Origin of the sequence: Bradyrhizobium sp. NAS80.1 (assembly GCF_001908205.1) — a bacterium.
Classification (GTDB): Bacteria; Pseudomonadota; Alphaproteobacteria; order Rhizobiales; family Xanthobacteraceae; genus Bradyrhizobium.
The window spans coordinates 1-21,316 of the sequence record NZ_LGHL01000003.1 but is presented as its reverse complement, the minus strand read 5'-3'; the positions used below and the strand labels follow the sequence as shown (position 1 = coordinate 21,316).

Annotated in this window: 20 protein-coding genes and 1 pseudogene; 8 read left to right on the top strand and 13 right to left on the bottom strand. The window is 63.9% G+C overall.

Annotation, left to right across the window (positions count from 1 at the left end; genetic code table 11):
• Window positions 1–2 precede the first annotated feature (2 nt).
• The 3 genes from AC629_RS00480 to AC629_RS00470 are packed head-to-tail and all read left to right on the top strand — an operon-like array spanning window position 3 to window position 3,297.
• Window positions 3–473, top strand: coding sequence for a (2Fe-2S)-binding protein (locus AC629_RS00480; protein WP_084802827.1), 471 nt, complete (start codon window positions 3–5; stop codon window positions 471–473).
• Window positions 470–2,602 (top strand): xanthine dehydrogenase family protein molybdopterin-binding subunit, encoded by a 2,133-nt coding sequence (locus tag AC629_RS00475; RefSeq protein WP_084802826.1) that lies wholly within the window; start codon window positions 470–472, stop codon window positions 2,600–2,602. Before AC629_RS00480 ends, AC629_RS00475 begins: the two co-directional genes overlap by 4 nt.
• Window positions 2,599–3,297: a molybdate ABC transporter substrate-binding protein gene (locus AC629_RS00470; RefSeq protein WP_084802825.1), complete on the top strand. Its 699-nt coding sequence runs from the start codon at window positions 2,599–2,601 to the stop codon at window positions 3,295–3,297. Before AC629_RS00475 ends, AC629_RS00470 begins: the two co-directional genes overlap by 4 nt.
• Window positions 3,298–3,312: 15 nt before the next feature.
• Here AC629_RS00470 and AC629_RS00465 read toward each other — a convergent pair whose 3' ends face one another.
• The 4 genes from AC629_RS00465 to AC629_RS00450 all read right to left on the bottom strand — a co-directional run bounded on the left by AC629_RS00465 (window position 3,313) and on the right by AC629_RS00450 (window position 7,011).
• Window positions 3,313–4,119 carry an SDR family NAD(P)-dependent oxidoreductase gene (locus tag AC629_RS00465; protein WP_084802824.1) on the bottom strand — a complete coding sequence of 269 codons (807 nt, stop codon included), beginning with the start codon at window positions 4,117–4,119 and terminating at the stop codon, window positions 3,313–3,315.
• Window positions 4,120–4,143: 24 nt separating this feature from the next.
• Window positions 4,144–5,433 carry a TRAP transporter large permease gene (locus tag AC629_RS00460; RefSeq protein ID WP_084802823.1) on the bottom strand — a complete coding sequence of 430 codons (1,290 nt, stop codon included), beginning with the start codon at window positions 5,431–5,433 and terminating at the stop codon, window positions 4,144–4,146.
• Window positions 5,424–5,975, bottom strand: coding sequence for a TRAP transporter small permease (locus tag AC629_RS00455; RefSeq protein WP_084802822.1), 552 nt, complete (start codon window positions 5,973–5,975; stop codon window positions 5,424–5,426). Before AC629_RS00455 ends, AC629_RS00460 begins: the two co-directional genes overlap by 10 nt.
• 64 nt (window positions 5,976–6,039) lie before the next feature.
• Window positions 6,040–7,011: a TRAP transporter substrate-binding protein gene (locus AC629_RS00450; RefSeq protein WP_084802821.1), complete on the bottom strand. Its 972-nt coding sequence runs from the start codon at window positions 7,009–7,011 to the stop codon at window positions 6,040–6,042.
• Between the two features lie 656 nt (window positions 7,012–7,667).
• Between AC629_RS00450 and AC629_RS00440 the strand changes: the two genes are divergently transcribed.
• Window positions 7,668–8,444 carry a cyclase family protein gene (locus tag AC629_RS00440; protein WP_084802864.1) on the top strand — a complete coding sequence of 259 codons (777 nt, stop codon included), beginning with the start codon at window positions 7,668–7,670 and terminating at the stop codon, window positions 8,442–8,444.
• Between the two features lie 9 nt (window positions 8,445–8,453).
• Here the strand turns inward: AC629_RS00440 and AC629_RS00435 are convergent, their stop codons facing one another.
• From AC629_RS00435 to AC629_RS00425, 3 genes and pseudogenes are all read right to left on the bottom strand, one after another.
• Window positions 8,454–9,182, bottom strand: a complete 729-nt coding sequence (locus AC629_RS00435) for a Crp/Fnr family transcriptional regulator (RefSeq protein WP_074119705.1) — start codon at window positions 9,180–9,182, stop codon at window positions 8,454–8,456.
• Between the two features lie 206 nt (window positions 9,183–9,388).
• Window positions 9,389–9,577 (bottom strand): hypothetical protein, encoded by a 189-nt coding sequence (locus AC629_RS00430; protein ID WP_084802820.1) that lies wholly within the window; start codon window positions 9,575–9,577, stop codon window positions 9,389–9,391.
• A gap of 97 nt (window positions 9,578–9,674) precedes the next feature.
• Window positions 9,675–10,387 (bottom strand): annotated as a pseudogene (locus AC629_RS00425) (Crp/Fnr family transcriptional regulator).
• Between the two features lie 153 nt (window positions 10,388–10,540).
• Between AC629_RS00425 and AC629_RS00420 the strand changes: the two are divergent.
• A complete protein-coding gene (locus AC629_RS00420; RefSeq protein ID WP_084802819.1) occupies window positions 10,541–10,870 on the top strand; it encodes a c-type cytochrome in 330 nt (109 codons plus the stop codon).
• A 6-nt stretch (window positions 10,871–10,876) separates the two neighbouring features.
• On the opposite strand, the gene AC629_RS00415 is transcribed toward AC629_RS00420, so the two are convergent.
• The 4 genes from AC629_RS00415 to AC629_RS47585 form a co-directional block, all read right to left on the bottom strand.
• Window positions 10,877–11,980: an ABC-type transport auxiliary lipoprotein family protein gene (locus AC629_RS00415; protein ID WP_084802818.1), complete on the bottom strand. Its 1,104-nt coding sequence runs from the start codon at window positions 11,978–11,980 to the stop codon at window positions 10,877–10,879.
• A 3-nt stretch (window positions 11,981–11,983) separates the two neighbouring features.
• A complete protein-coding gene (locus AC629_RS00410; protein ID WP_084802817.1) occupies window positions 11,984–12,751 on the bottom strand; it encodes an ABC transporter ATP-binding protein in 768 nt (255 codons plus the stop codon).
• 2 nt (window positions 12,752–12,753) lie between these two features.
• Complete coding sequence (locus AC629_RS00405) at window positions 12,754–13,890, bottom strand: ABC transporter permease (RefSeq protein WP_084802816.1); 1,137 nt, start codon at window positions 13,888–13,890, stop codon at window positions 12,754–12,756.
• A gap of 115 nt (window positions 13,891–14,005) precedes the next feature.
• On the bottom strand, window positions 14,006–14,368 hold the full coding sequence (locus AC629_RS47585) for a hypothetical protein (RefSeq protein ID WP_210418975.1): 363 nt from the start codon (window positions 14,366–14,368) through the stop codon (window positions 14,006–14,008).
• On the opposite strand from AC629_RS47585, the gene AC629_RS00395 reads away from it, so the two are divergent.
• The gene (locus AC629_RS00395; protein WP_084802815.1) at window positions 14,342–14,830 is read left to right on the top strand and encodes a phage holin family protein; all 489 of its coding nucleotides are present in this window, start codon (window positions 14,342–14,344) and stop codon (window positions 14,828–14,830) included. The genes AC629_RS47585 and AC629_RS00395 overlap by 27 nt on opposite strands.
• Before the next feature lie 8 nt (window positions 14,831–14,838).
• Here AC629_RS00395 and AC629_RS00390 read toward each other — a convergent pair whose 3' ends face one another.
• Both AC629_RS00390 and AC629_RS00385 read right to left on the bottom strand, forming a co-directional pair.
• The gene (locus AC629_RS00390; RefSeq protein ID WP_084802814.1) at window positions 14,839–17,532 is read right to left on the bottom strand and encodes a bifunctional acetate--CoA ligase family protein/GNAT family N-acetyltransferase; all 2,694 of its coding nucleotides are present in this window, start codon (window positions 17,530–17,532) and stop codon (window positions 14,839–14,841) included.
• 55 nt (window positions 17,533–17,587) lie between these two features.
• The gene (locus AC629_RS00385) at window positions 17,588–18,427 is read right to left on the bottom strand and encodes a universal stress protein (RefSeq protein WP_084802813.1); all 840 of its coding nucleotides are present in this window, start codon (window positions 18,425–18,427) and stop codon (window positions 17,588–17,590) included.
• Window positions 18,428–18,614: 187 nt separating this feature from the next.
• Here AC629_RS00385 and AC629_RS00380 point away from each other — a divergent pair, with 187 nt between their 5' ends.
• On the top strand, window positions 18,615–20,138 hold the full coding sequence (locus tag AC629_RS00380) for a bifunctional aminoglycoside phosphotransferase/ATP-binding protein (RefSeq protein WP_084802863.1): 1,524 nt from the start codon (window positions 18,615–18,617) through the stop codon (window positions 20,136–20,138).
• Between the two features lie 25 nt (window positions 20,139–20,163).
• Window positions 20,164–21,138: a CHAD domain-containing protein gene (locus tag AC629_RS00375; RefSeq protein WP_084802812.1), complete on the top strand. Its 975-nt coding sequence runs from the start codon at window positions 20,164–20,166 to the stop codon at window positions 21,136–21,138.
• Window positions 21,139–21,316 lie beyond the last annotated feature (178 nt).

Here is a 21,316-nt window from a genome sequence, read left to right as displayed (position 1 = left end):
TAATGCCCAACATTCAATTCCAGCTCAATGGCGCCGCGGCCGCCGTGGATGCCGATCCCGATCAGACGCTGCTCGAGGTGCTGCGCGGCCGGCTCGGGGTCACCAGCCCGCATTTTGGCTGCGGCGCCGGAGAGTGCGGCGCCTGCTACGTCATGGTCGGCGACCGCGCGGTAACCTCCTGCGACATGCCGATGTGGTCGGTCGCCGGCAAGGACATTGTCACGGTGGAGGGCCTGGGCACGGCGGAGCAACCGCATCCGCTGCAACGCGCTTTCATCTCCGAACAGGCGATGCAGTGCGGCTATTGCGTCTCGGGAATCCTCGTCAGCGCGGCGGCGCTGCTGAAGCGCAATCCGTCGCCGACGGAGGGTGAGGTCAGAGCGGCGCTCGATCGCAATCTGTGTCGCTGCGGATCGCATAACCGCATGGTTCGCGCCGTGCTGCGGGCGGCTTTGGAGATGGCCGCGCCATGACGACACCGTCCCCCGCCCCGAAACTGCCGGTCAGCCTGGCGGCCAATCCAAAGCTGTCGTCCTGGGTGCGGATCACCGACGAGGGCCACGTGGCGATCTCGCCCGGCAAGGTCGAGATCGGCCAGGGCATCGTCACGGCGCTGGCCCAGATCGCCGCGGACGAGCTCGACGTCGAGATCATCAGGATCGAGATGATCCGCGCCTCGACGGCGACGAGCCCGAACGAGGGCGTCACCTCGGGCAGCCTTTCGGTCCAGCAGTCCGGCCGCGCGCTCCGACACGTCTGCGCTGAGGTGCGCCAGCTATTCCTGGCCGCAGCATCGGAACGCCTTGGCGTCGATCCATCCCAGCTCGACGTCGATGACGGCACGATCTCGGGACCGGGCAATGTCAGAACCAGCTATTGGGAGCTGGCCGGCGAGGTCTCTCTCGACCACGACGCCACGGCAGGCGCAGCAGCGAAGATTGCCGCCAAGCGCGCCGTCGCCGGACACTCGGTTCAGCGCGTCGATATTCCCGACAAGGTGTTCGCGCGCCCGCGCTTCATCCACGACCGCGCGCTGCCGGACATCTTACACGGACGCGTGCTGCGGCCGGATGTCTCGGGCGCCAGATTGATCGTGCTCAATGAGGCGGCTGCGCGCGCCGTCCCCGGTCTCGTCGCGATCGTGCGCGATGGCAACTTTGGCGGCGTGGTCGCCGACAGTGTGGCGGCGGCGGAAGCCGCGTTGAAAGCCTTACGCAAGGGCGCGGCATGGTCGGGCGGCGAGCCGCTGCCCAATGAAGATGACCTTGCGGGTTTCCTGAAGAGCCAGCCGGTCGAAACGACCATCATCGATACCAGGACGGCGGCGACGACGCCCAAGCCCGCCCAAACCCTCCGCCGGCAATATACGCGCCCATACATCGCGCATGCCTCGATCGCACCATCCTGCGCCATGGCGCAATGGGACGACGATCGTGTCCACGTCTGGACGCACAGCCAGGGTGTCTACCTGCTGCGCGCCGATCTCGCGATCGTGCTCAAGCTGCCGGCCGAGAGCATCATTGTCGAGCACATGGAGGGGGCCGGTTGCTACGGACACAACGCGGCCGACGACGTCGCGCTCGATGCCGTGCTGCTGGCGAAAGCTGCCAGCGGCCGCCCGGTCCGGGTGCAGTGGTCACGCCACGATGAGATGTCCCATGCGCCGTTCGGTGCAGCCATGGCCATCGAGGTCGAAGCCGACCTCGATGCGGACAACGACATCGTCGGCTGGCGCCATGCGATCTGGAGCAATGGCCACGCAGCGCGGCCGGGGCGTGCGGCACAGCCTGCGCTGCTCGCCGCGACCGAGATCGCAGATCCGTATCCGCGCATGATCTCGTCCAATCCGCCGGCTGCCAATGGCGGCGGCGGCGACCGCAATTCCGTTCCGCTCTACGACTTTCCGGCCTGGACGATCACGAGCCACCGGCTGCTGACCATGCCGGTGCGCACCTCGGCGCTGAGGACCCTGGGTGCGCAAGGCAACGTGTTCGCCATCGAATCTCTGCTCGACGAGATCGCCGCCCTGCGCGGCGAAGACCCGATCGAGTTTCGCCTACGGCATCTGCGTGACGATCGAGCGAAGGACGTCATCCGGGCCGCGGCGCGACGCGCCCAGTGGAAACCACCGAAGCAATCCGGCATCGGTCACGGCGTCGGCTTCGCCCGCTACAAGAACATGGGCGCCTATTGCGCCGCGATTGCCGAGATCGAAGGAACCGACGACATCCGCGTGAAGCGGCTGACGCTTGCGGTCGATGTTGGCGAGGCCATCAATCCGGATGGCGTGGTCAACCAGATCGAGGGCGGCGCGATCCAGGCAACGAGCTGGGTGCTGAAGGAGCGCGTCCGATTCAACCGGGCCCGCATCACCTCAACCTCCTGGACGGACTATCCGATCCTCACCTTCAGCGAGGTTCCGGTGGTGGATGTCGAGATCATCCAGCGGCCGGAGATCGAGCCGGTCGGTGCCGGCGAAGCTGCTCCCGGTCCGGTGACGGCGGCGATCGCGAATGCGGTCTTCGATTGCCTCGGCGTGCGCGTGCGCGACCTTCCTATCACGCGCGACAAGATCATCGCAGCCATGGAGCTTGCATCGTGATGACAGTGAACATCCTGAGCGGTGGCGCGGCGCAAGGCCTGGTGCGCGGCCTCACTGACGCTTTCAAGACAAAGACCGGCTTCGGCATCGACGGCGAGTTCGGCGCGGTCGGCATCATGGCCGACAAGCTGCGTGCAGGCACGCCGGCCGACCTCGTCATCCTGACGCAGGCCCTCCTTGCAAAGCTCGCCGAGGAGAAGCTCGTGATCCGCTCCTCGATCGCCGATATCGGCCGGGTCGAGACCGCGCTGGCAGTCCGCAGCCGCGATCCCAGGGTGACCGTGAAGACCGAAGCCGATCTGCGCGAGGTGCTGCGCGGCGCCGACGCAATCTACGTCCCTGATACCAAGGCCTCGACCGCGGGACGACACGTCGCCAAGGTGCTGGACCAGCTCGGCATCGCCTATGAAGTCGCCTCGCGCCTGAAGATCTTTCCGAATGGCGCAACCGCAATGAGGGAGCTTGCGGCATCCACCGCCACGAGGCCGATCGGGTGCACCCAGGCCACCGAGATCATCGCGACCGACGGCATTGTGCTGTCAGGATCGCTGCCGCCGGGATCCGAGCTCGTGACGATGTACACGGCCGGCGTGACCACGCGGGCCGCGCATCCGAAAGAGGCGGCCGCGCTGATCGCGCTGCTGACCGGCGCAGATTACAGGGATCTGCGCCAACGCGTGGGCTTTGTCGGCTAGATGCGGATGGCCGCCCTATTCGTGCAGCTGGGTCAAGCCGGTCGGCGGCCCGTCGACCGCCGTCCAGCCGCCGTCGACGAACAGCGTGCTGCCGCTGACGTAGCTTGCGGCGTCCGAGGCGAGATAGGCCACCGCGGTTGCGACCTCATCGGCGCTGCTCCAGCGGTTGAACACGGTGTGGCCGGCGTAGAGATTGTAGATGTCGGGGCGCTGCTTGAACGGGCCGGTCAGCGCGGTCTCGGCGATGCTCGGAGCGATCGCATTGACGCGCACGCCGGAGCGGCCGACCTCCGAGGCAAAGCCCTTCACGAGAAGGCCGATGGCGGCCTTGGTCGATCCATAGACGGCAAGGCCCGGCTCGATCGTGACGGCGCGCACCGACGAGCAGGCGATGATGCTGCCGCCCCTTTGCTCGACCATGATGCGGCCGAAGGCCTGGAAGAACCAGACCGTACCCTTGACGTTGAGCGTGATGACGCGGTCGAGATCCTCCTCGGTGTAATCGAGGATGGTCTTGCGGATGTTGAGCCCGGGCGTGGTCACGGCAATGTCGAGCCGCGGGAACTTCTGCATCACGGTTTTGGCGAGCGCATTGACGTCGGCAGCGCTCGCGGCGTCGCACGCGGCGGCCTCGGCCCAGCCGCCGTTGTCACGAATGCCGGCGGCAGTCGCTTCCGCTGCGTCAAGCGCGCGATCGGCACAGACGACGCGGGCGCCAAGCCCGGCCAGCGCCTCGGCCGACGACCTGCCGATGCCTGAGGCGGCGCCGAGCACCACGGCCGTCTTGCCGGTGAGATCGAAGAGCTTGCGATAGTCGGTCACGGACAGATTCTCCCTGTGTTGCTGTTATCCCTTGTAACCCATCAGTAAGCGGGGCAGCCACAGCGAGAACGCGGGTATGTAGGTCACGAACATCAGAGCTGCGATCAGGGCGGCGTAGAACGGCAGGATTGTGCGCATCACCGCGCCCACCGAGATGCCACCGATGGCGCAGCCCACGAACTGCGTCGTTCCGACCGGCGGGGTGTTCAACCCGAGCGCGCAATTGATCAGCATCAGCATGCCGAACTGCACCGGATCCATGCCCGCCTTCATCGCTATTGGCAGGAAGATCGGGGTGCAGATCAGGATGGTCGCAGCCATGTCCATGAACGTGCCGAGCAGGAACAGGATGACGTTGATGAGCAGAAAGATGGCCCAGGGTTGCGTGGAGACCTTGCTCATCATGTCGCCGGCGAGGTCGGCGACCTCGTAGAGCCCCATCAGATACTGGAACATGGTGGAGACGCCGATCAGCAGCAGCACCACGCCCGTCGTCTTCACGGCCTTCGCAGCGGCCCGCAGGAAGTTCTTCCAGGTCATGGTACGGTAGATGAAGAACGTCAGCAGGATCGTGTAGGTGACCGCGACGGCGGCAGATTCAGTTGCAGTGAAGACACCGGACAGGATGCCCGCCAGGATGATGCCGACGATCAGAAGGCCGGGCAGCGCGGCCGCGAACGAGCGGAACACCTCGGCCCAGCCCGGGAATTTACCGGCGGGATAACCTCGCTTCACCGCGACCGCGTAAGCGGCAACCAGCATGCACACCATCAGCACGAGCGCCGGCAAGATGCCGGCGGCGATCAACGCGCCGATCGATACCTTGCGCGCGGCAAGTGCATAGATGATCATATTGTGGCTGGTCGGCATCAGCGCTCCGACGAGCGAAGCGTGGGTGGTGACGTTGACGGCGTAGTCGGTGTCGAAACCTTCCTTTTTCATCATCGGGATCATCACCGCTCCCATCGCCGACACGTCGGCCACCGGCGAACCGGATACGCCGCCGAACAGCGTGCAAGCGACCACGTTCGACATGCCGAGCCCGCCGCGGATGTGTCCGACGAGGTTCTTGGCGAGCTGCACGATCTTGTCGGCGACGCCGCCATGCAGCATCAACTCACCGCTGAAGACGAAGAACGGTATAGCGAGAAAGGAGAAGATGTTCATCCCCGACATCATCTGCTGGAAGATGACCGCAACCGGCAGGCCTTCGTAGAGGATGGTGCAAATCGCCGAGAGGCCGATCGCGAAGGCGACCGGTACGCCGAGGATCAGGAAGCCGAAGAAGGAGGCGCCGAGAATGATCAATTCCATGACGGGACGACCTCTTCGCCGCGCAGCAGAGCAATGATGTGCTCGATTGAAAAGGAGACGATCAAGACGCCGGAGGCGATCAGCGGTATGTAGCGCACGACCTCAGGCAGGCCGAGATTGGGGATCTTCACGGTTCCAACCGACGCGCCGAGTATCCAGCCGTTGTAGACCATCGCAACGCCGAACACGGCCACGAGGACGTGGATTACAAGCTCGATTTTCTCGCGCAGGCGATCCGGAAGCATCACCAGCAGACTGTCCATGCCGATGTGTCCGGCATCCCGCACGCCGACGGCCGCGCCGATCAGCGTGACATACAGGATCAGAACCAGCGCAAGGTTCTCCGTCCAGGTCGGGCTGGAATTGAGCACGTAACGTCCGAACACCTGATAGAACACGATGGTGACGATGACGAGCAGGCCGCTCACGGACAGATACATGCCCAAGCGAGCGACGACGGCATTGATCCGCGACAGCAAGCCGGTAGACGGGCGTGCCGCTGCGGCCTCCGGCTCGTGACTTGCGACGTGTGGGTCTGACATCCGGGTCTCCCTGCGAGGGCCCGGTGTCGCCGGTCGGCGACTCCGGACCCGACGCCGCTGTGTTTTACTTCGTGTCCTGGATACGCTTGACGAGGCTCTGCAGCTTTTCGTCACCGGCGAACTTCGCGTACACCGGCTTCATCGCATCGACGAATTCCTGCTTGTTGGCGATCGTGATCACCTGAACGCCTGCCGCCTCGACGGTCTTGCGGGAAGCCTGCTCACGCTCGTCCCAGAGCTTGCGCATGACGGGCACCGATTCCTTGGCCGCCTTGCGGATCATCGCCTGATCCTCCTTGCTCAGCGTGTCCCAGACCTTCTTGGACATCACGAGAACTTCGGGCGCCAGGGAGTGCTCGGTGACATTGTAGAACTTGGCTGCCTCGAAATGGCGCGATGACTCGTAGGAGGGCCAGTTGTTCTCGGCAGCGTCCACCAGACCGGTCTTGAGAGCGGTGTAGACCTCGCCATACGGCATCGGCGTCGGGTTGGCTCCGAGGCTCTCGATCATACCGACCCACAGGTCGGACTGCTGGACGCGGATCTTCAAGCCCTTGAGATCCGCGAGCGACTTGACCGGTGCCTTGACGGTGTAGATGGACCGGGCGCCGCTGTCGTAATAAGCAAGCCCGATCAATCCTGCGGGCTCCATCGCCGCCAGTATCTCATCGCCGATCGGCCCGTCGAGGACCGTACGCATGTGCTGCGTGTCCCGGAAGACGAAGGGCAGACACAACGCGATGGTCTCAGGCACGAAGTTGTTCAGCGGCGATGCGTTGATCCGCATCATGTCGAGTGCGCCGATCTTGAGTTGCTCGATGGTGTCCTTCTCGGAGCCAAGGGCTCCATTGGGAAACACCTTCACGCCAAGCTTGCCGCCGCTCGCCGTCGCGAGCTGTTTGCCCATGAACTTGACGGCTTCGACGGTCGGATAATCGGCGGGATGGATGTCGGCGGAGCGGAAATCGCGCGCAGTCGCCAAGGGCGCTGAGACCGCCAGCACAGCGGCTGCAATGATACCGGTTAGTGTCTTCATCTGGGCTTTCCTCCTGAGTTAGTTATGTTGTCGTTGGGCAGGTGCTGCCGGCCGCCTTGGGTCGCTCCACTTCAGGTGTGAAGTCAAGCGCTACAACCGCACCACCTTGGTAGGATTGTGCGACGGAGTCGAGCGGATTTGGCTGCTTCGCCGTGTAGTCCCCGGCGTCGTGGCATGAAGAGGTGGCTGATATCGGGGAAATTCCCCGCAGCCCTCTCCAGCGGAGGCCTGGGCGGCAAGAGCCGGCCCCGCTGCAATCGCCTCGCCGTCGGCCAATGCTGGATGCGAGGTGACGATGCTCGTCGGATCCATGGACGCTCCTCTCGTTTCATGCTCGACCGCTATTGGCTGCGGCTTGGAGGTTCGGACAAGACGGTCGCCCCATCCTTGTGCGAACGCGCTGCATCAGCGCGATATCGCCAATCTCGTCCCTAGGGCGGGCGGCATTCTGAGTCCAAGCCAATTCCGGCATCGATCAATGCAGGAGTTGCATTGATCGATCTGCCGTTACTCATCACCGCGGGCTGGCCTGGCGTCGCCAGCGCGTCACTTGACGTCGCCAGCGCGTCACTTGACGTCGCCGGCGCGTGACTTGACGCCGCCAATGGAGGCCCCTCAAGATGTCAGAAACATCGGATCATCTCGAGGGAATGCCCATGCCGCGGAAGCTGATCGACATCTCCGTGCCGTTGCGCAACGACGTGACGGCCGATCCGCCGGGCAACCACCCGACGATCCAGTACATCGATCACCAGCAGGGCCTGCCGCGCATGCTGCAATTCTTCGACGGGCTCAAGGCGCAGGACTTGCCGGACGGCCAGGGATGGGCCGTCGAACAGGTCTCGCTGTCGACCCACAACGGCACGCATCTCGACGCTCCCTGGCATTTCCATCCGACCATGAATCGCGGCGAGCGGTCGTGGACCATCGACGAGGTGCCTCTCGAATGGTGTTTTCAGCCCGGCGTGAAGCTCGATTTCCGGCATCTGCCTGACGGCTGCGTGGCCACCGCCGCCGACGTCGAGAAGGAGCTGAAACGCATCGGGCATACGCTGTCGCCACTTGAGATCGTGGTCGTCAACACCAGCGCCGGCGCCAAATTCGGCCAGGCCGACTACGTCAATTCCGGCTGCGGCATGGGCTATGAGGCCACTATGTACCTGCTCGAACGCGGTGTGCGCCTGACCGGCACCGACGGCTGGAGCTGGGACGCGCCGTTCGTCTACACCGCAAAGAAATATGCTGAAACAAAAAATGCCGGACTGATCTGGGAAGGCCATAAGGCGGGACGGCACATCGGCTATTGCCACCTCGAGAAGCTGCACAATCTCGACAAGCTGCCCTCGACCGGATTTGCGGTCTCGTGCTTTCCGGTGAAGATCGAACGTGCCTCCGCGGGCTGGACCCGCGCGGTCGCCATCATCGACAATTAGGTGTGAAGCCTACTCGCCGTCGAGGCCGCTCTCGGCGAGTTCGCGCAGCGCGTCGATATCCAGCACGACGATCGCGCCATGCTCGAGGCGGACCCAGTTGCGCCCGGCCCAGGCGCGCAATTGCTTGTTGATGCTCTCGCGCGTCATTCCCACCATCTCGCTGATCTCCTGCTGCGTGATGGCGAGCATGCCACTGCCTGAATCGAGCTTGCGCTCTTCGGTGAGACCGAGCAGCGCGCTCGCAAGCCGGCCCGGAAGATTCTGCAGGATCACCTGCTCGACCTGCTGGCTGGTCCAGCGCAGGCGTGCGCAGAGCAGCTCGATGAATTTCATGGCCAGCGCCGGCTGGCTCTTCACGAACGGCAGGAAGTCCCGGCGATCGATGATGTAGAGCTCGCAATTGGTGTTGGCGGTCGCATCGGCCGAACGGGGCGCACCGTCGAGAACCGCGATCTCGCCAAAGATTTCTCCGGGACCGATGAGATTGAGAATAGCGTTGCGGCCATCTGGCGATGAAGAGGAAATCTTTACTGTCCCCGTGATCACCGCGAACAGGTTGTTGCCGGGATCGCCCTTGGCAGCGATCGTCGCCCCGCGCTTCACCGTGGTGTGTTTGGCGTAACGGCAGAGCTGATCGAGCGCCTCCGGCTCCAGATCCGCGAAGATCGGGTGCTTGCGCAGGACCGATAGTTTGTTGCCCGCCGACTGTCGGGGGTCGCCGGTCTTGTCCTGAGGCACGCCACGGGGCTCCTAAGACTGCGAGGCACTGGAGTTCCTGCGTAGTCAACGTTGGCAGGGTTTTCAACCGGAAAGCAAGCCCGCGGCTTGAGGCAAATACGGCGAAAATGCCGCGGAGGGCTCGAACTCGGCATCCGAAGGATGCGCCGATCCATTTTGGCCGCTTCAGAGTTGCACACAGCGCAAGCTGCGATTGCGTTGAGGCGCTACCGAATGGTCAAGAGTTGGCCGGCGATCAGCCCGTCAGATGGGGCTGCGGCCTCAGGAGCTTCACGCTTGGAATCCCGGTCGAGCCGGCCTGCGCTGGTTTGTCGGTCCGCCCAAGCCAAAGCGCCGGCAAAACCGACGAAGACCGCTACGACGACAATGGTCACCGGCAACGCGTCAGCGGGCATAAACCACCTCCCCGATTGTTTTGGGCATTATCGGCGGCACGTGGACGGCGTCATTAATCGGGATCAAAATCGCGGAGCGCCGCGTATGGATCAGACGTCAAGCAGCAGCCAGGGCCTCGACGCGTGCAGGGTCGAGCAGGCTGATGCCGCCGTGAATGATCTCGATCGTGCCGTGGCGCTCCAGCTTGGTGAAGGTGCGGCTGACGGTTTCGATGGTCAGGCCGAGATAGTCCGCAATATCCTGGCGGCTCATCGGAAGTGGCACCGTGTCGGGCAGCCCCTTGAGCGCGAACAGCCGTTCGCGCCAGCCGAGCAGAAAGGTCGCAATTTTCTCGTCCGCCGAGCGGCGGCCGAGCAGAACCATGTGATCCCGCGCCTGGCTCAACTCGCGAATCGCCAGTTCGTTGATCCGTCGGAGCAGATGCGGCCGGTCCTCAATGAAACGGCCGAAGGGCGCCTTTGCGAACTGGCACACGGTCACCGCGCCGATCGCATCGGCCGAGAAATTGTGACGGCCGGAAAGATTCATCCCCAGGAAATCGCCGGGCAAGGCAAACCCCACGATCTGCCGCCGGCCGTCGGGCAGCAGCTTGTAGAGCGCATGACGCCTTCGAGGAGATTGTAGAACGAGGTCGTAATATCTTCCTCGGAGAAGACGGTCTCGCCCGTACCAAAATGGACTCGACGCCCCAGATGCTCGAATTCCCTAAGCTCGGCCGGGTCCAGCGACGAACACACCGCGAAGTCGCGGACCGCGCAATCACTGCAGAAATGCCCGTTCGGCTCAATTGTCACCACGGAAGGCTTCATCCACCGCTCCAAGCGCCGGCTGCCTCCGCATCAGGCCGAGTCTACCGCGCAGGCTGCATTTTACTGCACTGCGCCAAAGCCAATTGACTCAAATCAAATTTGGCAGGTATCCCCGCCTTATTCTGCTTTCCGGAGTTCAAGGGGATCACGTTGATGCTGCAAGGCGCGCTCCGCCAAGGCCGAATTCAAGGCCTGATTGCGCTGCTTCTGGCCACCCCTGCCCTGGCCGGACCGATCGCCGCCCAGCGGGGTAAGACCTTTGCGCGGGCCAATTGCGCACGCTGCCACGCGATCGATCGCACCTCGGCAAGCCCGCTCAAGATCGCGCCGCCCCTGCGCACCCTGCACCAGCGTTATCCGATCGAGACCCTCGGCGAGGCGCTGGCCGAAGGCATCTACACCGGCCACGCTGACATGCCAGCCTTCGAGCTCAATCCGAACCAGATCCACGATCTGCTGTCCTACCTGAAGACGCTGGAATAGCCGGCGTCACACCGCCTGCACGGTCCAGCCGATCAGCTCCTTCGCGACACGGGCAAAGGCTGCGTCGAACGCTGCGACTGCTGCGGCCGGCTCGACCTTGTCGAGCTTCTCGCTGGTCTCGACCAGGCGCGAGGCAATCACCTTGCCGGTCTTGTCAACGATCCGCGCCGATAGACCAATCTCGACCCTGGTCTCGCCTTCCGTGGCAATCCGGAAGCGTCTGATGTCGATCAGGAGCTGATAATCCGCCTGCCCGAGATCGGTCGTGCGCAACGGCGCGTGGGCAATGTCGTAGTTCTCGAAACTGTCGATCAACCGCGCCTGCACCAGTTTCGGGATGCTGTCGGCCCAGAGGAAGTCGGCAAAGCCCGGATTGTCCCCAACCGGCGAGAACAGCATTCGCTGCGTCTGGAGCATCGCGACCGCGGTCGGCTCGGGTATGGCCAATGACGCCGAGAGCGTCTTGCCGGTCGGCCCCAGGTTCTGCGGCGTGCGCAGGTCGTAGGTAATTTTCTGCGCGGGCGCGCCGCCGCCGGTCATCTTCTCGAGGCCCGCCAGGATGCCGTCGAGCTTGCCGGTGTTGCGCGCGAGCCCGTCGGAGAACGTCTTGAAGTTGGCGATTGTGTCCTTCAGCGGCCCGGAATTGTCCTCCAGAACGGTGTCGACCCGCCGCAGCGCGTCGCGCGCCGCTTGCGTCATGCTCTGGCCGGCGCCGGCCTCGGCGATCAAGGTCGGGGTCTCGCCGGCTTTGGCGACGATCATACCGCCCTCAAGCGTCACCACCGGCACGCCGGTCAGCCCCTGGAAATCGAGCCCGACCTTGGTGTCGGCACGCACCGGCGTCGTCGTGGCGACCGAGATCGTCGCATTGACGAAGCGCGGGTTGTCCGGCGCAAGGCCGAGCTGCGTCACCTCACCGACGCGGATGCCGTTGAACAGCACGCCGGCGCCGACCAGCAAGCCCGGCACCGGTCCCTGGAATTGCACGTGGTAGTTCGTGCGCGGCCCGATGCCACCGGTATTGTTCAGCCAATAGACGAAGCCGAACACCGCGAGAATCGCGGCCAGCACGAAGGCGCCGATCAGCACATAGGGAGCGCGGGTTTCCATGTCTCATCTCATCTGGTGTTGCAGCATCTGCGAGCGCTTGCCGTGGAAATAGGCGCGCACCCAGGGATGCTCGGATTGCAGCAGTTCGCGCATCGGGCCGATAGCCACGATCTTGCCGTCCGCGAGCGCGGCGACGCGGTCGCAGACCGTGGTGAGGCTCGCAAGGTCATGGGTGACCATGAACACGGTCAGTCCCAAAGTCTTTTGCAGCGTCCTGATCAGCGCATCAAAATCACCGGCGGCGATCGGATCGAGGCCGGAGGTCGGCTCGTCGAGAAACAGGATCGGCGGATCGAGGGCAAGGGCGCGCGCCAGCGCCACGCGCTTGGTCATGCCACCCGACAGTTCTGCCGGATATTTATCTGCATCCTGCGGCCGCAGCCCGACCATTTCGAGCTTGGCAATCGCGATCTCGTCCATCAACTCCGGCGACAGGACAAGATTTTCGCGCAGCGGAAACTGGACGTTCTGCCGAACCGTCAGCGAGGAGAACAGCGCACCCTGCTGGAACAGGATGCCCCATGTCGTGGCCGCGTCTTGCGTGCGGCCGCCGATTGGCTGTCCCATGACTTCGATGGTCCCGCCTTGGCGTGGGATGAGACCAATGATGGTCCGCATCAACACCGACTTGCCGCCACCAGACGCGCCCACCAGCCCGAGGATCTCGCCCCGGCGCACATCAAGCGACAGATGGTCGAGCACTGTCTGGCGCCCGAAGCCGACCACGAGGTCGCGGACGCGGATCGCGAACTCTTCCTGCGTTCCCTCCATCGTCACATTCCGATCGAGGCAAAGAAGATCGCGAACAGGCCGTCGAGCACGATCACCAGGAAGATCGACTTGACCACCGACGTCGTGGTCTGCCGTCCGAGCGACTCGGCGCTACCCTTCACGCGCAGTCCCTCGCTGCAGGCGACGATCCCGATCACCAGCGCCATGAACGGTGCTTTCAGGATGCCGACCTCGAAATGGGTGACGGATATGGCCTCATGCAGCCGTGCAATGTAAATCGCCGGTCCCATATCCCCGTAGAATTGCGCGACCAGGCCGCCGCCATAGAGTGCGGCAATCGATCCGATGAAGGCGAGGATCGGCAGCGCAATGACCAGGGCCGCAACGCGCGGCAGGATCAGGACATGGACAGGGTCGAGCCCCATAGTCGAGAGCGCGTCGATCTCCTCGCGCATCTTCATCGACCCGAGCTCGGCCGTGTAGGCGCTTCCCGAGCGGCCGGCGACCATGATCGCGACGATCAGCACCCCGAGCTCGCGCAGCACCAGGATGCCAACCATGTCGACGGTGTAGGACTCGGCACCGAACCTGCGGAAATGGAAGAAGCCCTGCTGGGCAATGATCGCCCCGATCAGGAAGGTGATCAGCACGATGATGGGAATCGCCTGCCATCCGATCCGGTAGAGCTGGTAGACCAGCGACGTCAGCCGCAGCGATCGTGGCCGACGCAGTACGCCGATCACGGCCGTGAACAGTGCGCCGAGCATTTGAAGAAAGACCGCGATGTCTTCTCGCGCGCCGATCGTGGACTTGCCGAGATCGTTCAGCCAGAGCAGAACCGGGTTCGGCGCGGCCGCCGGCGCTGGCGTATGGCGATTGACCTGACGCACCTCGTCCATCAGCCCGCTGAAATGATCGGCGACACCGACGAGTTCGGCCGATCTGCCGGAGGATGCGGCCCTGCGCGTCAGCTTTTCCAGGACCCAGGCGCCGAGCGTGTCGAGCGCGCCGACGCCTGACATGTCCAGCGTCACGGATCTGGATCGATCGACATCCGCCCCGACCGATCGGGACAGCGTTTCGAGCGTCGCCACATTCGCTGCGGTCCACGGCCCTTCCGGGCGCAGGTTCAGCGCATCGCCGGACGGCGTCGCCAGCAACAGCGGTTCGGAGTTCACACTTCCTCCTCTTCGGGACAATTGGCCCCTATTCAGCCGGTATTTCTAGGCCAGCATGTGGCGATCGGTTTGACCTGTCTCAAGACCAGGACCACGCACCGCCCCTTGACGCAAGTCAAGCGCGAGCGCTCCCGCAGGTCTTAGGTTCACTTCGATTCAATGGAGACAACAAATCCATGTTCGATAGCGACAGGATGAGCGAAGAACTGCGGGCGCTGAAGGTCGACGTCACGCGTCTGCTGAGCACCGCCGGCGAGGAGATGTTCGACAATTCGAAAGATCGTGCCGAGGCCTGGCCGATCAGATCTGGGCAGCGCTTGCCGAACTCGGCGAGACCGTCAGCGACGAGCAGGAACAGCTCCAGGGCCTCATCACGGAGCGCCCGGTTGCATCGCTTGCGTCCGCCTTCGCGCTCGGCGTGGTCGTCGGCTTCATGCTGAGGAGGCACTAGGTGAATACGGAAAATGTAGTCAAACATCTGCGCGCGCTGTGGCGCACGGACAGGATCATCGCGGACATCAGGCTACGCAATCTTCTGGTCGGGCTGGGCCTTCGCGCCTTCGCGGCGCTGATCGCAGCATTCGGGCTCCTGATGTTGGAGCTTTCGGCCTATTTCGCACTCGTGCAGATCTGGAGCGCAATTGCCGCGGCCGCCATCCTTGGCGCCGTCAATTTCGCTATCGCGGGCGTTCTCTTCGTCATTGCTGGCCGTCCTCCCTCGGGTCGCGACCTTAAGCTCGCCAATGAAATTCACGGCACATCCATCGAAGCCCTGCAGCTTGAGGCGCGGGCGTTCCAGGCCCAGGTGTCCGGCGCGGTGCATCATCCGCTGAGCACGGTCGCGCCGGTGCTGGTGCCGCTGATCGCCATCATCATCAAGAGCCTGCGGAAGTCGGCGAGGGAATCCGCCGCTGCAACGTCGGCTGACGCGCGCTCCTAGCCCCGCGCTCAGAGCTTCAGCCGGACGTCACAGATGTCCGGCTCGCTCGGATCCGGCTTTACCTCGAAACCAAGCTGCCGGCACATATCGAGCATCGCGGTGTTCTCCTGGAGCACGTCGCCCGATATGACCTTCAGCCCTTCCGACTTTGCGTAATCGATGATCAATTGCATCAGGGTCCATCCCAGCCCCCTGCCCTTGAGATCAGACCGCAGCAGGATCGCGTATTCGCCGCTCTCGTAGATCGAGTCCGAATGGAGCCGGACCACGCCGACCATCTCGTTAGTGGCCTCGTCGAATGCGATGAAAGCCATCGCGCGCGCATAGTCGAGCTGGGTCAGGCGCGCGATGAACTCGTGGGTGAACTCCTTCATCGGCGCGAAGAAGCGCAGGCGGAGGTCTTGCGGCGTGACGTGACGCAGGAATTCATGGATGGTTGGCTCGTCCTCGGGGCGCAGAGGCCGCACGAAGATGCGCCAGTCGCCCTTCAACGCCAGCTGGCGTTCCCATTGCGACGGATAGGCGCGAACGGCGAAATTGGCTGGGCCGGAGCCTGCGAACTTTCGCTCCGGCAGTCCCACCGCGACGCGGGCATCGACGGCCGTCACGCCGGTTTCGTCCGCAAGCAACGGGTTGATGTCGAATTCACGGATCTCCGGGATGTCGGCCGCCATCTGCGCTAGCTTGACCAACACCAGCGCGACGGCGTCCTGTTTCACCGCCGGCACGTCCCGATAGGCGCGAAGCAGCCGCGACACGCGCGTGCGGTCGATCAGGTCGCGGGCGAGCTGCAGATCGAGCGGCGGCAGCGCAAGTGCCTTGTCGTTGATGATCTCCACTGCGGTCCCGCCCCGGCCGAAGACGACGACGGTGCCGAAGGTGGGATCGTCGGCCAGACCGAGGATCAGCTCGCGCGCCTTCGCCTTGACGACCATCGCCTGCACGATAACGCCCTCAATGCGGGCTTCGGGACGCAGCTTCCTCGCGCGGGCGAGAATGTCGGTGGCAGCCGCGCGTACGGCGTCTGGCGTCGTCAGATTGAGGACGACGCCACCAACGTCAGACTTGTGGACGATGTCGCGCGACATGATCTTCAGCACGACTGTGGCGCCTTTCGCAAACATCTCGTTGGCGTAGGCCACCGCCTGCTCGACATCGGTCGCGGCATAGGTCGGCACCATCGCGATGTCGTAGGCCTCGAGCAGGTGCTTGATCTCGACAGGCTCGAGCCATTTGCGGCCGTCGGCGATCGCAGCGGTGACGATCTTCCTGGCCGCCCGGGCATCCGGCGCGAACCTATCTGGCATCGCCGGCGGAACCTGGCTCAGCTCCTCCACCACTTCGCGATGCCTCACGAGATGCATGAAGCCGCGCACGGCGTCATCTTCGGTCGGATAGTTCGGAATGCCGGCGTCGGAAAGCGCCTGAATGATGTTGTGGTCGGCTCCGACCCAGGCGGCCAGCACGGGCTTTGCCCATCGGCGCTGCCGCTCGCGGTATTTTCCGACGAGCTCCGTCACGGTCGCCGCGATGTCGGCGGCCGAAGCGATTGCTGTCTGCACATTGAGGACGAGGACGGCGTCATTATCGGAATCGCCGAGCAGCACCTCCAGTGCCGCCGCGTAGCGCGGTGCATCGGCATCGCCCACGATGTCGACGGGATTTGCGCCGGACCAGGTCGGCGGCAACACGTCATCGAGTTTCTTGCGAGCGTCCGCCGAGATGGACGCCGGAATTCCGCCAAGATCAACCAATCGATCGATGGCGAGGACGCCGATGCCACCCCCATTCGTCAGGATGGCGAGGCGCTTTCCAGTCGGAGATTCGACACGGCCAAGCGTCTCGGCGCAGTCGAACAGCTCGCGCAGGTCAGAGACGCGCAGAACACCCGCGCGGCGGAACGCGGCGTCATAGACGGCGTCGGCACCGGCCAGTGCGCCGGTATGGGTGGCAGCGGCCTTCGCACCCTGCGCCATGCGGCCGGACTTCACCACGACGACCGGTTTTACGCGTGCCGCGGCGCGCGCCGCCGACATGAACTTGCGCGCGTCCTTGATGGCCTCGACATAGAGCAGAATCGCGCGGGTCTTGTGATCCATCGCGAAATGGTCGAGCAGGTCGGCAATATCGACGTCGATCTGATCGCCGATCGAGACGATGCCGGAGAAGCCGACGCCGCGCTGCGCGGCCCAATCCACCATGCCGGCGGCGATCGCACCCGATTGCGAAATCAGCGCGAGATTTCCTGCCCCCGGCATGTGCGCGGCAAAGCTGGCATTGAGGCTCACGCCGGGCATCATAATGCCGAGGCAGTTCGGCCCGATCAGCCGCATGCCGTATTTGCGGGCCGCAGCGATTGCGGCCTCGTGCAGGGATCCCGGTCCGTGCCCCAGTCCGGCCGAGACGATCAGCGCACCCGCCGAGCCGCGCCGCCCGGCTTGGTCGATGATGGCGGGAACCTCCCGCGCCGGCGCGGTGATGACCACCAGCTCGGGCACGAAGTCCAGCCTGTCCAGGCTCTTCACCGCGGCAATGCCGCCGATCTCGGCGTGACGCGGATTGACCAGACCGAACTGCCCCTTGAATTCGGCCTTGTGAATGTTCTCCAGAATGGCGCGTCCCACGGAGACCGGACGGGCGCTCGCCCCGACGAGCGCGACTGAGCGCGGCGACAGCAGATTCTTCAAGCGGTAGGTTGACATGAAATGCGCCCGATCGGTGGCGGTTCCGAAGGTTAAGGTCAGGCCGGAAACTTGGCTAGTGCGAGATCATAACCCAGCACGGTGGCTCGCCAATGACGGTCTTTGTCACACCGCCCCAAACGGTCTCGTTCAGGCGCGAATGGTGGTAGGCTCCCATCACGAGAGCATCGATGGCATGGGAGTTCGCCCAGCTTCCGAGAACCTTGCCGATCGAACTGCCGCTGCCCTTCGCGGTTTCGAACGAGGCGTAGACACCGTGTTCCCTGAGATGGTCAACGAGTGCCGTTCTGGATTGCACGATCGCGTCGGTCTTGTCGTCCGCCACGGTCACCACCCGAACAGAGGCGGCCGCCTGAAGGACCGGCAACGCATCTCCCACCGCCCGCGCCGCACGCGCGGAGTGGTCCCACGCGATCATGACGTTCTCAAATTCCGGTCGTAGCTCGTCCACATGCTGTTCCGGGCAGAGCAGGAGCGGCCGGCCGGATTCGAACAGGAACGTTTCGATGATATGCTCCGTTCGACTATCATGCGGCTTCACGGGGACCAGCGAGAGATCGCTGAAACGCGCATGCTCGGCCAGGGTCGAAGCGATCTGGTCGGCTGGCACCTTGCCGGAGCGGCTTTGGGCGCGAATGCCTGTGCGGGAGGCTGCATTGACGAAGGCATTCAGGAGTTGCTGCATGTCGCACGCTTCGCGCGCGCCCGCAGCTTGGGCGGATTCCGGATCGGCCGGAAACACCACTGTCGGGCGCACGAAAACATCGTCTTCCAGAGCGAACGCGGTGATCCTGGCGCCGAGGCCCGCGGCCACAGCCACGCATTTCTCAACCGCAGCGAGGGCCGGCCCGCGCGGAGGGCCAACAAGCGGCAGAAAGACGTCCTTGATGGGCATCGGAATTCTCCTTGCTGATCGTGATAGCCCCGCTTTCGCCGGGACCCTTGATTCTCCTCAAGGCGGGAATACCGCTCAGGCAGCCGACGGCAGGCCTTGACGGAAGTCAAGGACTGGCCGCGATCCCGCTCTAAGAGTTAGCCTGCTTCCCGAGCGCTTGCCGATGCATCTGGATATGCCCGCAAAGATGACGGACGAGTCTGCAGCCCAGGAACGGGTCTTCCAAGCACTAAGCGCGCGTCCCGACGTGAAACGGATCGACACCCACGCGGCTTCGGTGTTTCTCGACGGGACTCGCGCGTTGAAGATCAAGCGGGCCGTCAGGTTTCCGTTCCTCGACTATTCGACGCTCGAGAGGCGCAAGGCGGCCTGCGAGGAGGAGATCCGGATCAACCGGCCGTTGGCACCACAGATCTATCACGGCGTCGTGGCGATCACGGAAGAGCCGGACGGATCACTGCAGGTCAACGGTCACGGCCGGCCGGTCGAGTATGCGGTCGACATGTCTCGTTTCGACGAACGCCGGACGCTGGACCATCTGGCAAAGGCCGGCCCGCTGAATGCGAACCTTGTCTCGGCTGCCGCCGACGCAATCGTGGATTCGCACGCGGCGGCGCCCCGTGCCAACGGCAAGGCATGGGTTTCCTCCATCCCCGGACTGATCGATGGAAACAGCAACGGCCTGCGGAAAGGCCGCCATTTGGAAGCTGAAGAGATCGAGCAACTCGGCAAAGCCTCGCACGAGGCATTTTTACGCATCCGTCCCTTGCTCGAGGAGCGCGGCCGTCAGGGCTTCGTGCGCCGCTGTCACGGCGACCTGCATCTTGCGAACATCGTGTCGATCGACGAACAGCCGGTCCTGTTTGACGCCATCGAGTTCGACGCGCAGATGGCAACTGTCGATGTGTTCTACGATCTCGCATTCACGCTGATGGACCTGTTGCACCACGATCAATCCCTCGCGGCCAACATCGTCCTGAACCGATATCTTGCTTCGACGCCGCCCGAGAACCTCGACGGCCTCTCCGCCCTGCCGCTGTTCATGTCCATCCGGGCGGGGATCCGCGCCCAGGTGGCGCTGGCACGGCTGAAGCCAGCGCATTCCCATGATCCCGGCACTCTTGACGACGCAAGGCGTTATTTTGACCTCGCGCGGACGTTGATCCATCCTCCTGCCCCGCGCCTGATTGCGGTCGGCGGACTCTCAGGCACCGGAAAGTCGGTTTTGGCACGTGCGCTCGCGCCGATCATTACGCCACAGCCGGGAGCCGTCGTCCTGCGCAGCGACCTCGTCCGCAAACAGATGTTCGGGGTCAAGGACACGCACCGGCTGCCGCCATCCGCATACACACCAGAGGTCACGGCTCGCGTTTACGACACATTGGCCCAACACGCCCGGCGGGTGCTGGCGCAAGGCCATTCGGCGATCATCGACGGCGTATTCGCTCGCGAGGATGAGCGAGACGCTGTCGCCGCGTTGGCGCGCCAGCGCAACATGCCGCTGAGCGGCCTATTCCTCGTTGCGGACCTCGCAACGCGGCAGGCGCGGATCGGAAGCCGCCAGGGGGACGCATCCGACGCCACGCAGCAGGTTGCCGCTCAGCAGGAGCACTATAAGATCGGCCACATCGGTTGGGCGACCATCGATGCATCCGGGACACAAGAGCAGACGCTCCAGCGCTGCCGCGACGCGATCGCTGAGGGAAAATAAGGCAATCTGATTGGCGCGGGCAAGGATGTCGCGACCCACCAAGAGTTCGTCGGCGACCGCGCACGCCAAGCCGGCGACCAGGCGCAACGCCCTGCCCGGCCGCCTCAGCCCCGGCATGGCTTGCGATACGGCGTTCCGGATCATCGCCCGCCGTCATCTCGACGCCGTCCTCGCCCAACATGAGGGTACATGCGGCGGGGACCCGGAGGCGCTGCATCAGATCCGGATCGCCTTGACTCATCTGCGCACCGCCATCCGCTTCTTCTCGCCAATGGCCGACGACGCGCTGCGGCCGAATGTCTGGGCCGAATTGAAATGGCTGAATAGCCAACTCGGCATGGTTCGTGATCTCGACGTGGCGATTGAGCGGGTCGTCGCGGAGAGCGGCAACGAGCTTGCCGTGATTGCCGAACTCCAGCACTGGGACGAGAAGCGCGCCGAAAGCCACCGCCTGCTGGCACGGGCGCTGCAATCCGCGCGTTATCGTCGCCTGGTCGAGCAGACCTCGACCTGGATCGAGAGCGGCCCCTGGTCGACCCGACGCAGCAAGGAGGCCGTCAGGCTGCGCCGCCGCCCGCTCGCCGACCACGCGACGGCGCAACTGACCGAATGGGAAAAGACACTGCTCAGGAAGGCTCGGAAGCTTCGGAAGCTCGACGTCGAGAGGCGGCACAAGCTGCGGATTCTCAACAAGCGACTGACCTATTCGATCGAGTCGCTTCAGGATCTGTTCGCCGACAAATCGCTGACCAAGCACAAGTCCATCCTCAAGCAATTACGTAAGGCGCAAAAGTCCCTCGGACAATTGAACGACGACGCGCGAGGGCAAGCGCTTGTAGCATCGTTGAGCGGCGCGGGCCCCGAGGCTGGCATGCGCTTCCTCAACCGCAAGCGAGAAAAGAAGCTGCTGCGAACCGCCTCGGAAGCCTACCGGAAACTGGACAAGGCCAAGCCCTTCCGCTCCTCTGATCTCGCGCCGAATGCGGAGCCTGAGGATTAGAGCCATTTCCGTTCCGATCGAATCGCAACGGGGCTCTGGATTCCTATTTTTACGCGTTTTCTTGACGCGCACCGGTATCCACTTCGCTCGAAAACGCTCTAGCAGGCTGTTGAAGAAGTCGGTAGCGAAGCGTTTCGTGTCGTGATTCTCTAGGATCAGGATTTAACTAGGGGGCGCG

Excerpts from the sequence above, each read along its gene's own strand:
- AC629_RS00480 (WP_084802827.1), top strand. The coding sequence starts at position 3 with ATGCCCAACATTCAATTCCAGCTCAATGGCGCCGCGGCCGCCGTGGAT.
- AC629_RS00475 (WP_084802826.1), top strand. The coding sequence starts at position 470 with ATGACGACACCGTCCCCCGCCCCGAAACTGCCGGTCAGCCTGGCGGCC.
- AC629_RS00460 (WP_084802823.1), bottom strand. The coding sequence starts at position 5,433 with ATGGAATTGATCATTCTCGGCGCCTCCTTCTTCGGCTTCCTGATCCTC.
- AC629_RS00455 (WP_084802822.1), bottom strand. The coding sequence starts at position 5,975 with ATGTCAGACCCACACGTCGCAAGTCACGAGCCGGAGGCCGCAGCGGCA.
- AC629_RS00450 (WP_084802821.1), bottom strand. The coding sequence starts at position 7,011 with ATGAAGACACTAACCGGTATCATTGCAGCCGCTGTGCTGGCGGTCTCA.
- AC629_RS00440 (WP_084802864.1), top strand. The coding sequence starts at position 7,668 with ATGCCGCGGAAGCTGATCGACATCTCCGTGCCGTTGCGCAACGACGTG.
- AC629_RS00430 (WP_084802820.1), bottom strand. The coding sequence starts at position 9,577 with ATGCCCGCTGACGCGTTGCCGGTGACCATTGTCGTCGTAGCGGTCTTC.
- AC629_RS00420 (WP_084802819.1), top strand. The coding sequence starts at position 10,541 with ATGCTGCAAGGCGCGCTCCGCCAAGGCCGAATTCAAGGCCTGATTGCG.
- AC629_RS00415 (WP_084802818.1), bottom strand. The coding sequence starts at position 11,980 with ATGGAAACCCGCGCTCCCTATGTGCTGATCGGCGCCTTCGTGCTGGCC.
- AC629_RS00410 (WP_084802817.1), bottom strand. The coding sequence starts at position 12,751 with ATGGAGGGAACGCAGGAAGAGTTCGCGATCCGCGTCCGCGACCTCGTG.
- AC629_RS47585 (WP_210418975.1), bottom strand. The coding sequence starts at position 14,368 with ATGTTTGACTACATTTTCCGTATTCACCTAGTGCCTCCTCAGCATGAA.
- AC629_RS00390 (WP_084802814.1), bottom strand. The coding sequence starts at position 17,532 with ATGTCAACCTACCGCTTGAAGAATCTGCTGTCGCCGCGCTCAGTCGCG.
- AC629_RS00385 (WP_084802813.1), bottom strand. The coding sequence starts at position 18,427 with ATGCCCATCAAGGACGTCTTTCTGCCGCTTGTTGGCCCTCCGCGCGGG.
- AC629_RS00380 (WP_084802863.1), top strand. The coding sequence starts at position 18,615 with ATGACGGACGAGTCTGCAGCCCAGGAACGGGTCTTCCAAGCACTAAGC.
- AC629_RS00375 (WP_084802812.1), top strand. The coding sequence starts at position 20,164 with ATGTCGCGACCCACCAAGAGTTCGTCGGCGACCGCGCACGCCAAGCCG.